Source organism: Micromonospora sp. CA-249363 (assembly GCF_050950185.1).
GTDB lineage: Bacteria > Actinomycetota > Actinomycetes > Mycobacteriales > Micromonosporaceae > Micromonospora.
This window is the reverse complement of the sequence record NZ_CP192020.1, coordinates 6,607,528-6,620,993: the sequence shown is the minus strand read 5'-3', so window position 1 is coordinate 6,620,993 and position 13,466 is coordinate 6,607,528. Positions and strand designations below refer to the sequence as shown.

Below are 13,466 nucleotides of genomic sequence, written 5' to 3'. Positions count from 1 at the left end.
GGTGACCGCGCCTATTCGAAGATTAGGTCGATTAGGTAATCGCCGACGAAGAAGAGTGTTGCCGCGCCGGCGATGAAGGCCAGCCCGACGATGGCGATCGCCGAGCTCGTCAGGACCTTGGAAATCTCGCCCCGGCTGGCGCGACCGATGAAGATGACGCCCAGGACCGCGAGCAGGATCGGTGCGATCTTGCTGGCGAAGAAGGTGACCACACCGTTGGTGTCGATCCCCTTCGGTGCCGGCTCGGCGAGCGGAGCCGACGCCAGGGTGGAGAGCGCGTGGGCGACGCCGGACGACGCCGTCTCCATGAGCTCGAAGGCGATCACTGGAACCTCCCCATATCGCGGCCGGCGGAGCCGCGGCGGTGCAGTAGGCAAGCCTGGCGGGAAATCTGCTGACATAGCGCAGCTATTTCGACCCTGTGTTCGTTACTCACCACGAAGAGTGGCGAGCTTTGGGCGGTTTTTCCCCGCTTCGGCCCTCCCTCCAGACTTCGCCATCTCCATGCTGGCCAATTCCAAAGCGTACGGGCCGCCCCGGATTGCGACAAGCCGCGAAGGGCCTGCCCGTTGCTGCCCGGACGACCGATCGTACACCTGTTTCAATATGCACGTCAGGGATGGTCGACCCGGGTCGCCGAGCTCCGTCGGCACGACCGGTACCGTCTAGTCGTGACCGATCTGGTACGGGCTCCGGGCCCGGTGGTGATGGGCGTCCTCAACGTCACGCCGGACTCCTTCTCCGACGGCGGACGGTACGCCGACCTCGACGCTGCCGTCGGACACGGCGTCCGTCTGCGCGAGGCCGGTGCGCACCTGGTCGACATCGGCGGTGAGTCGACCCGGCCGGGCGCCGAGCGGGTCGACGCGGCGACCGAGGCCGCACGCGTACTGCCGGTCATTCGCGAGCTGAGCGCCGCCGGGGTACCGGTCAGCATCGACACCAGCCGCGCGCGGGTGGCCGAGGCGGCGCTGGGCGCGGGGGCCGCGGTGGTCAACGACGTGTCCGGCGGACTTGCCGACCCCGACATGGCTCGCGTCGTGCGGGACGCCGGCTGTCCCTGGGTCCTCATGCACTGGCGTGGCCACTCCCGGCAGATGCGCGACCTGGCCAGCTACACCGACGTCGTCACCGACGTACGCGTGGAGCTCGGGCAACGCGTCGACGCGGCGCTGGCCGCCGGGGTGGCCGCCGACCGCATCGTCATCGATCCCGGTCTGGGCTTCGCCAAGACGGCCGCCCACAACTGGGAACTCAGCGCGCGCCTGGGGGAACTGCTGGACCTCGGACACCCGCTGCTCTTCGGCGCCAGCCGCAAGTCGTACCTGGGTCGCCTGCTCGCCGCCGCCGACGGCACACCCCGGCCGACCGCAGACCGGGAGGCCGCCACCGTGGCCACGAGCGTGCTGGCCGTCGCGGCCGGCGCCTGGGGCGTACGCGTGCACGACGTGCGGGCCACCGTGGACGCGCTCGCCGTGTGGGCCGCCACCGGCCGGCCACGCCTCACGCCCGCCCGACCCGACGGCCGGACCGTGGGCCGGGAAGAGGCGATCCGATGAGCGACCGGATCCAGCTGACCGGCCTGCGGGCCCACGGCCGGCACGGGGTGTACGACTTCGAGCGGGAGCAGGGGCAGGATTTCGTGGTCGACGCCGTCCTGGAACTGGACCTCGGCCCGGCCGCCGCCAGCGACGACGTCACCGCCACGGTGCACTACGGCGAGCTGGCCGAGCGGTTGGTGGCGGTGGTGACCGGAGAGCCGGTCAACCTGATCGAGACCCTGGCCGATCGGCTGCTCGCGGTCTGCCTGGCCGACGAGCGGGTCGTCACCGCGACGGTCACCGTGCACAAGCCGGAGGCGCCGGTGCCGCACACGTTCACCGACGTGGCCGTCACGATGACGCGGGGGCGTACCCGGTGACCCGGGCCGTGCTGTCGCTCGGCAGCAACCTCGGTGATCGCCTGGACCACCTCCGGACGGCCGTCGCGACGCTCGGTGACGCCGTGCTGGTGGTCTCTGGGGTGTACGAGACTCCACCGTGGGGAGACGCGGACCAGCCCGCGTACCTCAACGCCGTGGTGCTCGCCCAGGACGAGAGCGCGACTCCGCGCGACTGGCTGGAGCGGGCCCACGAGGCGGAGCGCGCGGCCGGTCGGGTCCGTGACCCGCGGCGGCGGTTCGGGCCGCGCACCCTCGACGTGGACGTGATCGCGGTGTGGGGCGACGACGACGAGCCGCTGCTCAGCGACGACGAGGACCTGACCCTGCCGCATCCCCGCGCGCACCTGCGCGCGTTCGTGCTGCGACCGTGGATCGACATCCAGCCGTACGGGCGGCTGCCCGGCCACGGTTGGCTGACCGATCTGCTCACCTCCGGCCCGGCCGCCGACGACGCGCTGGAACTGCGTCCCCGGCCGGAACTGGCGTTAGAGTCGACGGCATGACCCAGTGGAGCCGGCCGGCATGAGCCAGGCGAAGTCCCCACCGCCGGGCCCCGACGGGTCGCGGATGGGCCCGACCCGGATCTCGACGCTGGTCGTGGCCGCCCTGGCTGCGGCGGCGGTGGCCTGGCTGCTGATCAGCGCGTTCTACTACAGCGGGATTCCCCGCCTGCCGTGGCTGCCGGTGGTGACGCTGGCCGCGCTCGCGGTGCTGGAGGCGTACGCGGCCGTCAACACGCGTGGCCGCATCGACCGCAAGCCCGGTCGGGAGCCCGTCAATCCGCTGCTGGTCGCTCGGTTCGTCGTGCTGGCCAAGGCGTCGGCGCTGGCCGGGTCCATCTTCGCCGGGTTCTACGCCGGTCTCAGCGGCTGGCTCTTCGTGGAGACCACCCGCGCCGCCACCGAGGACCGACCGGCTGCCGGAGGCGGGTTGCTGGCGTCGCTGGCGCTGGTGGGCGCCGCGTTGTGGCTGGAGCGTTCCTGCCGCGTCCCCGAGCGCCCGGACGACGAGCACGAGCAGGACCAGCGCGAGAGCCGCCCCGGCCAGCGCTGAGCAGGGGGTTACGTCCGGCTCCGGCCGCGGGTACGGTGCCTCCGATCGGAGAGCAACGGCCGCCCCGGTCCGACCGGGTGCCGGGACGGAAGCGGCCGGCCACTGGGGAGGCGGTGCCATGGGGTACGAAGACACGGGCCGGGAGCGGTCGGTCGACCCCTCGCCCGCGGTTACCGCCGCCGTCCTGGAGAACGTCTTCGACGATCCCACCCACGGCGAGCCGGGCCGCGACCGCGTCGGCGTGCACGTGTTCTGGGAACTCCTGCTGCTGGCCGGTCTGGCCGCCCTGGGCTGGCTGCTCTGGCGGGCTGATCCGGACTCTCTGCGCGGCGACGACCTGCGCACGTTGCTGGTCGACGCGGTCGGCCTGGGGCTGCTCGCTCTGGCCGCCGGGCTGAGCCTGCGCACCGCCGCTCCCAACCTCGCCGTCGGCCCGGTGGCGGTCGCCGCCGCGCTGCACTACGCGGAGCAGGGCGACCGGGGCCTGGCCACGTCCGTCGGGTCGGCGGTCGTGGTCGCCGCGGCGGGTGGTCTCGTGCTGGCGCTCGCCGTGGTGGCGTTGCAGGTGCCCGCGTGGGCGGCGAGTCTGGCCGGTGCCGCCGGGGTGGTGGTGTACATCGAACGCCGGTCGGCTCCGGTGCTGGTGCAGGGGGACTACGACCCGAGGCGTACGGCCGGTTACCTCTTCGCCGGGTTCGCCGCCGTGGCGGTCCTCGCCGGTCTGTTCGGCGCGATCCGGGCGATCCGCCGGCTGGTGGGTCGGTACCGGCCGGTCGCCGATCCGGCCCGCCGGCGGGGCGCGCTGGCCGCCGTGGTCACCGCGCTGGCGCTGGTGGGCTCCACCGTGCTGGCCGCGCTCGCCGGCGTCCTGCTCGCTGCCAACCCTCCCGGCGTGGTCACCCCCACCTCCGGGCTGGACTGGACCGTACTGGCCATCGGCGTGTCCCTGCTCGGCGGCACCAGCGCGTACGGCCGGCGTGGTGGCGTGTTCGGCACGCTGCTGGCGGTCGGCCTGGTCGTCGTCTTCGAGGCGTACGCGCCGGAGCGCGACTGGTCGGTGGGTCGCTGGGCGGTGGGCGGGGTGGCGCTCGGTGTCGGGCTGTTGGTGACCCGGCTGGTCGAGACGTTCGGGCGGCCCCGGCCGGGTGCCGTGGAGAAGCCCGAGCCGGTCGGCGACGGCACGATCAGCTCCGGGTGGAGCGTGCCCCGGCCCCACCCGGCCGACAACTGGCCGCCGACGCTGCCGACGCAACCCGCTCCGGAACCGGCCGACCCGTGGCGTGATCCCCGCTGGGAGGACGGCCCGCGGCGCTGGGATGCCGGCGACCGGTGAGCCGTGTGGCGTCCGCCGAGCCGGGGGTGATCTCGACCGTTAGGCTCGCCGCATGACCGACACACCAGCCGCCGCCCCCGGCGGAACCTCGTTCGAGGAACTCGACGCGCTGTCCACGGAGGAACTGCGGGAGCGGGCGTTCGCCCTGGCCCGGGAGCGCCGCGACGTGGGCTTCTACTGGTCGGTGCTGCGACACCTGCCGAACGCGGACGAGGCCACGGTGCTGGACGGCGCGCCGAACTCGATCGGCCCGACGATCGACGAGGCGAACGCGTTGTGGCGGGAGTTGACCGGGCACGGCTACGAGGAGTCGGCGCCGCTGCTGCGGGCCGCCTTCATCGACTACCTGCTGAAGCACTGAGCCGTCCGCCGCAGCCCAGGTCCGCCCGGTCGGCCGGGAGGGGCCCTGGGCGGATCATGGGACTCGTCCGTACGGGCCCGGTCAGGGGCTACGGCACGGCCGCCGGCACCGGCGCGCTCGCCGTACTGCTGCTGGTCGGCGTCTGCGGCAGCCCGGCGTACACGGGTTGGGCCGCCGCGACGTTGACCGACCCGACCTCGGCGGGCGGTTTCTACCTGCGCCTGCTCGCCTGGCCGGCCTGGCGACTGGACGCGGACGGACAGGCCGGCGGTCTGTTCGCCGCCGACCTGCGGGCCGTCGCGCTGGTCCTCCTCGCGGTGGCGCTGCTCTATCTGCTGCCCGCCGCGCAGGTGGCCCGGGTACCCGGCCCGGTCAGCCAGTTCTTCTCCGGCTGGGCCGCGTACGTGCTGGCCGGCGGGCTCGCCGCCGTGCTGGCGGCGCTGCTCGGTCCGGACCCGTCGCTGCTGAAGGCGATGCAGGACGCGAGCGGCGGCGCCGGCTACGGCTTCCTCACCGGCTGGATCATCGGCACCGCGAGCCTCGGCGGCCGCGCCTAGCCGGCCACGCTGGGCTTGGCCCCCCAGGTCGGGCCAGCCAGCCGGCCACGCTGGGCCTGGCGACCCGACCCGACCCGGGCCAGCCAGCCGGCCAGACAAGCGGAGCGGAGGCCGGGCCTCACCAGCAACGCCGAGCAGGCTCGGCCTAGCGCCCCAGGCCCAGCAGGCTCTGACGGGTGAGCGCGCCCACCGGGCGGCCGTCGTCGGTCACCAGGAGCCGGTCCTGTCCCGAGGTCAGCAGTGCCGCCAGGGCGTCGTACGCCGTGCCGTCCAGCCCCACGGTGGGCAGGTCCGCGGGGGCGTCGCCGGGGACGGGCTCCAGGGACTCCCGGTCGAGCGGGGTGACCGCCAACCGGCGGATGCCCCGGTCGGCGCCGACGAACTCACGGACGAACGCGGTGGCGGGGGCGCCGAGCAACGCGGCCGGCGTGTCGTACTGCTCGAGGTGCCCGCCCTCGGACAGCACCGCGATCCGGTCGCCGAGCCGGACGGCCTCGTCGAGATCGTGGGTGACCAGGACGATCGTCTTACGGACCTCGGCCTGGAGGCGGAGGAACTCCTCCTGCAGGCGGGCCCGGACGATCGGGTCCACGGCCGAGAACGGCTCGTCCATCAGCAGCACCACCGGGTCGGCGGCGAGCGCGCGGGCCACGCCGACCCGCTGCCGCTGGCCGCCCGACAGTTCGTGCGGATAGCGGCGGCCGAACTCGGACGGGTCCAGACCGACCAGGTCGAGCAGTTCGTCGACCCGGGCGCGGGTGCGGTCCCGGGACCAGCGGAGCAGACCCGGGACGGTGGCGACGTTCGCCCGGACCGTCTGGTGTGGGAAGAGGCCGACGTTCTGGATGACGTAGCCGATCCGGCGGCGTAGCCGTACCGGATCGGCGTCCGTGACGTCCTCGTCGCCGAGCATGATCCGCCCGGCCGTCGGCTCGATCAGGCGGTTGATCATGCGGAGCACCGTCGACTTGCCGCAGCCCGACGGGCCGATCAGCACCACCAGCTCGCCGGCCCTGACCTCCAGGCTCAGGTCCCGGACCGCCTCGGTGCCGTTCGGGTAGCGCTTCTGGATGCCCTGTAGGGAGATCGATGCCGCACGAGGGGATTCGGCCGCGCCGGGGGCCTCCGGGGTAACGTCCACGTATGTCCTTCCGCCTGAGCTACCGGGCCGACCCGGGTAACCCCTGGTTCTCCTGGCAGTACGTGCGGGACAACTCTGACACGATCCTCGCCGCCGTGCGCGAACACGCCTCCCTCACCGGACGCGCGGTGCTGATCGCGGTGCTCATCGCCCTGCCGTTGTCCGTGCTCGCGTACTGGGTCCGCCCGTTGGCCGGCCCGATCCTCGGCGTCACCGGAGTGATCTACACCATCCCGTCGCTGGCGTTGTTCGCCTTCATCGCGCCGTACCTGGGGACCGGCGCCACCACCGTACTGGTCGGGCTGGTCCTGTACGCGCTGCTGCTGATCGTGCGCAACGTGGTGGCGGGGCTCAACCAGGTGCCGCCCGAGGTCGGCGAGGCCGCCGAGGGCATGGGCTACGGCCGGTGGCGGCGGCTGTTCCGGATCGACCTCCCGCTGGCCATCCCGGGCATCCTGACCGGGCTGCGACTGGCCACCGTGTCGACGGTCGCGCTGGTCACGGTCGGGGTGCTGGTCGGGCACGGTGGGCTCGGGCAACTGATCTTCGCGGGCTTCCAGAACAACCTCTACAAGGCCGAGATCATGACCGGGACGGTGCTCTGCGTGGCGCTGGCGGTGCTGCTGGACCTGCTGCTGGTCCTCGTCGGCCGGCTGGTCACCCCCTGGGCCGCTCGGAGCGTCCGGTGAGCGCCGCCGAGAACCCGCTGCGGCAGGGGGTTCTCTGGCTCAACGACCCGCTGAACTGGACGAACCCCGGCGGCATCCTGGACCGTCTCGGCGAGCACCTGACGATCTCCGCCCTGGCGGTGGCGCTCGGCTGCCTGGTGGCCTGGCCGGTCGGGCTCTGGCTCGGGCACGCCGGTCGGGGCGGTGGTCTCGTGGTGCTGGTGTCCAACGCCACCCTGGCCATCCCCACCCTGGCGCTGCTGACCATCCTGCCGCTGACGTTCCTCGGCTTCGGGCGTACGCCGGTGGTGGTGGCGCTCGCTGTCTTCGCCGTACCGCCGTTGCTGGCCAACGCCTACACCGGCGTACGCCAGGTGGACCCGGAGGCACGCGACGCGGCCCGGGGGATGGGCCTGTCCGGCGGGCAGTTGCTGCGGCGGGTGGAGCTGCCGTTGGCGGTGCCGTACCTGGCCGCCGGCTTCCGGACCGCGGCCGTGCAGGTCATCGCCACGGCCGCGCTGGCCTCCTTCGTCAACGGCGGCGGGCTTGGCGAGATCATCCGCACCGGGTTCGGTCTGAGCATCGCCGTCGGCGGTGGGCAGATCGTGGCCGGTGGTGTGCTCGTGGCCGGGCTGGCGCTGCTGGCCGAACTGCTGCTCGGGATCGTCGAACGGGTGGTGACCCCGCGTCCGCTGCGCCGGGGCCGGCAGCGCTCGGGCCGTCCGCGCCCCGCCGACGCCACCGGCCGGGCCTGACGCGGCACCGGGCGTGGTCCGTCCGGGTGAGTGGACGCCGAAGCGGCGACCAGCGGCGGGCCGGTCGGTGACGATGCGGTGACGAAGCCCATCCCGAGTTGTCGGTCGGCCGTGGACCATGTTGGGTGGGAATTGCGGGCGACCGAGATCCAGGATCGCCCGTCGGACACGCGGCCGGCCCGGGACGGGTCGCGCCGGGACACGGAAGGCGGGCGGCACATATGCGCGCACGTACACGTCTCGCGATCGGCGCCGTCGGCGTCGTCGCCGGGGCAGCACTTCTCACCGGGTGTGGGGACGCCGGCTCGTCCGGCACCGACGCCCCCCAGACCAGCGCCTCGGGTGCCGGGTGCGCACCGGTCGCCGGCAAGCAGCTCATCGCTCTGACCGACGACAAGAAGCTCCAGAACTCCGACAACGTCATTCCGGCGGTCAACAGCAAGGCGGCCAACCCACAGCTGATCGCCGCGTTGGACAAGGTCTCCGCGGCGCTCGACACGCCGAAGCTGGTCCAGCTCAACAAGGCCGTCGACGTCGACCGCAAGACCCCCAAGGTCGCCGCCGAGGAGTTCGCCGGCGCCAACAACCTCACCGCGGGCATCGCCAAGGGCCCGGGCGGCGAGATCGTGGTGGGCGCCGCCAACTTCAGCGAGAGCCAGATCCTGGGCGAGCTGTACCGCATCACGCTCACCGCCGCCGGTTACCAGGTCAAGGTGCAGCAGATCGGCAACCGGGAACTGTACGAGCCGGCGCTGGAGAAGGGCGAGGTCCAGGTCGTCCCGGAGTACGCCTCGACCATGGCCGAGTTCCTCAACACCAAGGCCAACGGCCAGAACCCTCCGCCCGTCTCCTCGCCCGACATCAACACCACGGTGACGGCGCTCAAGGCGGAGGGCGACAAGGTGGGCATCACCTTCGGCGCGCCGGCTGCCGCGCAGGACCAGAACGCCTTCGCGGTGACCCAGGAGTTCGCCGACAAGTACGGCGTGCGGACCCTCTCCGAACTGGCCGCGAAGTGCTCCGGCAGCGCCACGGTGCTGGGCGGCCCGCCGGAGTGCCAGCAGCGGCCGTTCTGCAAGCCGGGCCTGGAGAAGACCTACGGCCTGTCGGTGGGCTCGTTCTCCTCGCTCGACCAGGGCGGACCGTTGACCAAGAACGGTCTGCGGGAGGGCAAGATCAGCGTGGGTCTGGTCTTCTCCTCGGACAGCGCCTTCGCCACGAGCTGAGGCCCCTTCCTGCGCGTCACGAACGCCCCTTCCCCCGCGCGGGGCAGGGGCGTCCGTGCGTCCGGGGACCCGTTCCCTCCGGTGCGGATCGTCGGTAGGCTGCACTTCCATGCCAGCCCCGGTCACCCCCGACGCCCGGCGTCAACCACTCCTGCTGACCGTGCTCTTCTGGGGCGGCGTGGCCCTGGCGCCCGTCGCGGCGTTGATACTCCTGGTGGCTGACGGCAACGGTCCCCTGCGTCTCGCGGCCGTGCTCGCCATCGTGGCGGTGGTCCTGATCGGTCTCTCCATCGCGCTGCGCCCCGACGGTGACGGCGCAGCGGCGCGGACCGACGAGCTGCTGGACGAGATCGAGGAGTTGCGCCGGGAGTTGCGCGCCGAGATCGTGGCCGCCGCGCAGCGCGGCAACCAGGCGCTCGACCAGGCGCAGCGCGCCCAGGAGGGGATCGCCGCCATCCGTCGCCGCCTCGACGCCACCGGCGCGGCCCTCGCCGGCGGCGCTCCGGCAGCCGAGCCGGCGGCGGCCAGCCGTGCCCGCGTGCCGGCGGTCGAGTCGGTGGACGACACCCCACCCGCGCGCAGTCGGGTACCGCTCCCCGGCGACACCCCGGTCGCCCGGGTGCGGGTACCGGCTCCGGGCGAGGCCGCCGGCCGGGTTCCAGGGCCGGCCACGGACGAGGACGCCCCTCGGGTTCGGGTGCCGGCGCCGGACGAGTCGGCCGGTCGGTGGGGTCGCGACGAGCGCGCCGACGACGAACCGGCGTACCGGCACCGCGCCGCCGAGGCTCCCGAGGCCCCCGCCGGCAACGTGTACGGCGCCGCCGCGCGCCCGCCGGAGCACGACCGAGCGCGGGAGTACAACCCGCCACGCGAGTACGACCGCCCGCGTGAGCGCGACCGCCCGGAGCCGACGCACCGGCCGGTTGGCGTTGTGCGGCACACCGAGACCGTGCACGTCACGACGCGGCACACCGTCGTCGACGGCGGCCCGGCCGAGTCGGGTGGGCGCTACGGGGGTGGGTACGCCGGCCAGTGGACGCCGCCGGCCCAGGAGTGGACCCGGGGTGGCGGCGCCCAGGGGCGTGCCCCTTCCTGGGATGACGCGCAGGAGTCCCGGTCCGCGTACGCCGCCGACGACCGCGACCGCCGCGCCGACGACCGGTCCTGGGGTACGCAGCAGGCCCCTCGGGGGGAGTCGGCTCCGGCGGGCCCTCGCGAGGGTTCGGGATGGGGCGGGCCTGAGCGTGGCCACGAGGAGCCGCGCTGGACGGCTCGCGGCGACGAGCCGGAGTGGACCGACCAGCGCGACGCGTACGCACCGGCCGACGAGTCGGCATGGGACGGTCGGGCGCAGCGCCGGGGTTGGTCGGAGCAGGCCGAGCCGGAACGTGCCGGTGCCCCGCAGCCCGGTCCCGCCCTGCGCGCGGACGACACCGGCGAGTACTGGTCCCAGCTGCGGGCCGGCGACCGGTGGGCGGCGGTCCGCGACGACGACAACGGCCGAGAGCTGCACGTCGGGGAACGCCGGGCCGAGGTGCACGCCGATGCCACGGGCACCGAGTACCGGATGGCGGACCGCTGGGCGTCCGTCCGCCACGAAGAGGCACGCCGTCACGAGGACCCGCGCCGTCACGAGGACGCCCGCCGCCAGGAGGATCCGCGCTGGCAGGACGAGCGCCGGCCGGAGCTGCCGGTCGGCGGGGTGCCCGTACCGGACGAGTGGCGTCCGCCGCGTCAGCGCGGCTACGAGCCGGAACCCGCCCCCGAGCGGGGTGGCCGCCGCCGGGTCGAGGAACGGTACGGATACCCGCCGCAGGACGACGCGCCCCGCGCCGGCGGCGCGCCGGTCACCGACCGCTGGCGCTGACGGTTCGGCCGACCGCCGGCGTCGAGGCCAGGCCGACCCCCGTCACTTGTCGATGTCGCCGACCACGAAGAACATCGAGCCGAGGATGGCGATCAGGTCCGGCACGAGACAACCGGGCAGCAGGGTGGCCAGCGCCTGCACGTTCGCGTACGACGCGGTGCGCAACTTCAACCGCCACGGCGTCTTCTCACCCCGCGACACCAGGTAGTAGCCGTTGATACCGAGCGGGTTCTCCGTCCACGCGTACGTGTGCCCCTCCGGCGCCTTGAGCACCTTCGGCAGTCGGGTGTTGATCGGCCCGGTGAGGCGGTCCACCCGGTCGAGGCACTGCTCGGCGAGGTCCAACGACGCGTACACCTGGTCGAGCAGCACCTCGAAGCGGGCGTGGCAGTCCCCGGCGGTCTTGGTGACCACCGGGACGTCCAGCTCGTCGTAGGCCAGGTAGGGGTCGTCGCGGCGCAGGTCCAGGTCGAGGCCGGAGGCGCGGGCCACGGGCCCGGACGCGCCGAACGCAGCGGCGTCGGCGGCGGACAGCACGCCCACTCCGACGGTACGGGCCAGGAAGATCTCGTTGCGCCGGATCAGGTGGTCCAGGTCGGGCAGCCGCCGACGGACCTCGCCGATGGCCGCACGTGCCCGTCCCGTCCAGCCGTACGGCACCTCCTCCTTGAGGCCGCCGACCCGGTTGAACATGTAGTGGATCCGGCCCCCGGAGACCTCCTCCATGACCGCCTGGATGGTCTCCCGTTCCCGGAAGGCGTAGAAGACCGGGGTGATCGCGCCGATCTCCAACGGGTACGAGCCGAGGAACATCAGGTGGTTGAGCACCCGGTTCAGCTCCGCGAGGGCCATCCGCAGCCAGGTCGCCCGCTCGGGCACCTCCATGCCCATCAGGCGTTCCACGGCGAGCACCACGCCCAGCTCGTTGGAGAACGCCGACAGCCAGTCGTGCCGGTTGGCCAGCACGATGATCTGCCGGTAGTCGCGTACCTCGAAGAGCTTCTCCGCGCCCCGGTGCATGTAGCCGACGATCGGTTCGCAGGCGATGACCCGTTCGCCGTCGAGCACCAGCTTCAACCGCAGCACCCCGTGCGTCGACGGGTGCTGCGGGCCGATGTTGAGCACCATGTCGGTGCCGAGCTGCTGACCGCCGGTGCCGGCGACCAGCCCGGCCCCGGTGCCGACGGTCAGTTCGCGGAGGTCCCCGGCGTCGGTGGTCATGCCCGTCATCGTGCCACGGCCGGCGGTAGCGGGATGCCGACCGGTTGGCGCAGCCACCAGTGCCCGCCGAGCCCGGCCGGGTCGGTCAGCTCGGCCACCGCCGACGCGGCGGCCAACGCCCGCACGTAGCCGGCCGGGTCGGTACCGGCCAGGCTGAGCGACGGTCGGCCACCGTCGGCCCCGAGCGCCCGCAGCGCCTCCCGCTGCGAGACCAGGGAGTACGCGCACCGGGCGGCCGCTGCGCCGGCGGAGGCGACCGAGTCCACCGCGACGTGCGCGGTGACATCGCTCGACCCGTCCGGCACCGGAGGCACCTGCCGCCCACTCCGGTAACCGGTCAACGTCCCGTCCACCGGTCTGCCGTCCCGCAGATGCCCGTAGTCGACCGCCACCGCCAGCCCTCGGCTGATCCTGCCCACCGCGTCCGCCCAGGCTTCGTCCCGTGATCTGCCGATCTCTGCGCGGTGGCCGCTGTGGGGGGTTTCCGGGCAGCCCGACCGGCTCCGGGCGGTCAGGCTTGATCCCTGCGCCGGCCGGGCTGCCCGGAGCCCCGACCCGCTTGCGCTCGTCGCATCCGGCGAGGTTGGACCACCGGTCATGGCACGGTCCGCACTGCGAGGGCTCGCGGGACCGGGCCACCAGGCGGCCAGCCAATCAAGGTCAGCAGCGTCGACGCGTTCGCCGATCGTCTCCACACCGGTCGAGGGTTCGACGAGCACATACCGCCAACCGTCGCTGGTGTGTACCGCCACATCGAGCGGGACGTTGTCCAACCACTCGGTCGCCAGCAGTAGTCCGGTGATGCCGTCGGGGATCTCGGTGGTCCAGTTGATCTCCTCGGGCAGGCTCTCCGGCCGGTCGGCGTACTCGACTGCGGTAAAGCGGACTCGTTCCGCGAGCGACGGACGACCGGCGAGCGACGACGGCTCGTCGGGCGACCGACGGACGGCGGCCGTGGAGGTCAGGGTTTCCGGGGAGCCCGACCACGCAGGGATCAAGCCTGACCGCCCGGAGTGGGCGGGCTCCCCGGAAACCCCCAACGCGAGTCCGGCGGAGTGGGCGGGCTCCCCGGAAACCCCCACCGCAACCAGCAGGGACATCAGCAGTTCCCCCCGCCCAGCCCCGACGTCGACCACGTCGAGCCGCGACGGATGGCCCAGGGCCGCGTCGACCTGCGCGAGAAGGCGCAGCAGCGCGGCGGCGAAGGCGGGGGAGGCGTGCACGCTGGTCCGGAAGTGGTCGGCCGGCCCGGCGCCGGCCACGAAGAAGCCGTCCGGCCCGTAGAGGGCCCGACTCATGGCGTCTCGCCAGCCGACAGGCATCAGCAGGATTCTGGCACCGC

15 protein-coding genes are annotated in these 13,466 nt (G+C 73.4%); 11 read left to right on the top strand and 4 right to left on the bottom strand.

The window, feature by feature from the left end; all coding sequences use genetic code 11:
• Nucleotides 1–11 precede the first annotated feature (11 nt).
• Nucleotides 12–326, bottom strand: a complete 315-nt coding sequence (locus ACQPZK_RS29795; protein WP_053654780.1) for a hypothetical protein — start codon at nucleotides 324–326, stop codon at nucleotides 12–14.
• Nucleotides 327–671: 345 nt separating this feature from the next.
• Here ACQPZK_RS29795 and folP point away from each other — a divergent pair, with 345 nt between their 5' ends.
• The 7 genes from folP to ACQPZK_RS29760 all read left to right on the top strand — a co-directional run bounded on the left by folP (nucleotide 672) and on the right by ACQPZK_RS29760 (nucleotide 5,246).
• Nucleotides 672–1,559, top strand: coding sequence for a dihydropteroate synthase (gene folP, locus ACQPZK_RS29790; RefSeq protein ID WP_433536059.1), 888 nt, complete (start codon nucleotides 672–674; stop codon nucleotides 1,557–1,559).
• The gene (folB, locus tag ACQPZK_RS29785; RefSeq protein ID WP_433536058.1) at nucleotides 1,556–1,921 is read left to right on the top strand and encodes a dihydroneopterin aldolase; all 366 of its coding nucleotides are present in this window, start codon (nucleotides 1,556–1,558) and stop codon (nucleotides 1,919–1,921) included. Before folP ends, folB begins: the two co-directional genes overlap by 4 nt.
• Nucleotides 1,918–2,445: a 2-amino-4-hydroxy-6-hydroxymethyldihydropteridine diphosphokinase gene (gene folK, locus ACQPZK_RS29780; RefSeq protein ID WP_433536057.1), complete on the top strand. Its 528-nt coding sequence runs from the start codon at nucleotides 1,918–1,920 to the stop codon at nucleotides 2,443–2,445. The genes folB and folK overlap by 4 nt, the downstream gene beginning before the upstream one ends.
• A gap of 19 nt (nucleotides 2,446–2,464) precedes the next feature.
• Nucleotides 2,465–2,995, top strand: a complete 531-nt coding sequence (locus ACQPZK_RS29775; protein ID WP_433536056.1) for a DUF3180 domain-containing protein — start codon at nucleotides 2,465–2,467, stop codon at nucleotides 2,993–2,995.
• A 118-nt stretch (nucleotides 2,996–3,113) separates the two neighbouring features.
• A complete protein-coding gene (locus tag ACQPZK_RS29770) occupies nucleotides 3,114–4,328 on the top strand; it encodes an ABC transporter permease (protein ID WP_433536055.1) in 1,215 nt (404 codons plus the stop codon).
• 52 nt (nucleotides 4,329–4,380) lie between these two features.
• Nucleotides 4,381–4,689 carry a hypothetical protein gene (locus ACQPZK_RS29765; RefSeq protein WP_355052488.1) on the top strand — a complete coding sequence of 103 codons (309 nt, stop codon included), beginning with the start codon at nucleotides 4,381–4,383 and terminating at the stop codon, nucleotides 4,687–4,689.
• 56 nt (nucleotides 4,690–4,745) lie between these two features.
• A complete protein-coding gene (locus ACQPZK_RS29760) occupies nucleotides 4,746–5,246 on the top strand; it encodes a hypothetical protein (RefSeq protein WP_433536054.1) in 501 nt (166 codons plus the stop codon).
• A gap of 145 nt (nucleotides 5,247–5,391) precedes the next feature.
• On the opposite strand, the gene ACQPZK_RS29755 is transcribed toward ACQPZK_RS29760, so the two are convergent.
• A complete protein-coding gene (locus tag ACQPZK_RS29755) occupies nucleotides 5,392–6,387 on the bottom strand; it encodes an ABC transporter ATP-binding protein (RefSeq protein ID WP_433536053.1) in 996 nt (331 codons plus the stop codon).
• A gap of 2 nt (nucleotides 6,388–6,389) precedes the next feature.
• Between ACQPZK_RS29755 and ACQPZK_RS29750 the strand changes: the two genes are divergently transcribed.
• The 4 genes from ACQPZK_RS29750 to ACQPZK_RS29735 all read left to right on the top strand — a co-directional run bounded on the left by ACQPZK_RS29750 (nucleotide 6,390) and on the right by ACQPZK_RS29735 (nucleotide 10,903).
• Complete coding sequence (locus ACQPZK_RS29750) at nucleotides 6,390–7,076, top strand: ABC transporter permease (protein ID WP_433536052.1); 687 nt, start codon at nucleotides 6,390–6,392, stop codon at nucleotides 7,074–7,076.
• Nucleotides 7,073–7,810 (top strand): ABC transporter permease, encoded by a 738-nt coding sequence (locus ACQPZK_RS29745; protein WP_433536051.1) that lies wholly within the window; start codon nucleotides 7,073–7,075, stop codon nucleotides 7,808–7,810. The genes ACQPZK_RS29750 and ACQPZK_RS29745 overlap by 4 nt, the downstream gene beginning before the upstream one ends.
• A gap of 221 nt (nucleotides 7,811–8,031) precedes the next feature.
• Nucleotides 8,032–9,036 (top strand): glycine betaine ABC transporter substrate-binding protein, encoded by a 1,005-nt coding sequence (locus tag ACQPZK_RS29740; protein WP_433536050.1) that lies wholly within the window; start codon nucleotides 8,032–8,034, stop codon nucleotides 9,034–9,036.
• A gap of 109 nt (nucleotides 9,037–9,145) precedes the next feature.
• The gene (locus ACQPZK_RS29735; protein WP_433536049.1) at nucleotides 9,146–10,903 is read left to right on the top strand and encodes a hypothetical protein; all 1,758 of its coding nucleotides are present in this window, start codon (nucleotides 9,146–9,148) and stop codon (nucleotides 10,901–10,903) included.
• A 42-nt stretch (nucleotides 10,904–10,945) separates the two neighbouring features.
• Here ACQPZK_RS29735 and ACQPZK_RS29730 read toward each other — a convergent pair whose 3' ends face one another.
• Nucleotides 10,946–12,133, bottom strand: a complete 1,188-nt coding sequence (locus ACQPZK_RS29730; protein ID WP_433536048.1) for an NADH-quinone oxidoreductase subunit D — start codon at nucleotides 12,131–12,133, stop codon at nucleotides 10,946–10,948.
• On the bottom strand, nucleotides 12,130–13,422 hold the full coding sequence (locus ACQPZK_RS29725; RefSeq protein WP_433536047.1) for an SAM-dependent methyltransferase: 1,293 nt from the start codon (nucleotides 13,420–13,422) through the stop codon (nucleotides 12,130–12,132). The genes ACQPZK_RS29730 and ACQPZK_RS29725 overlap by 4 nt, the downstream gene beginning before the upstream one ends.
• Between the last annotated feature and the right edge of the window lie 44 nt (nucleotides 13,423–13,466).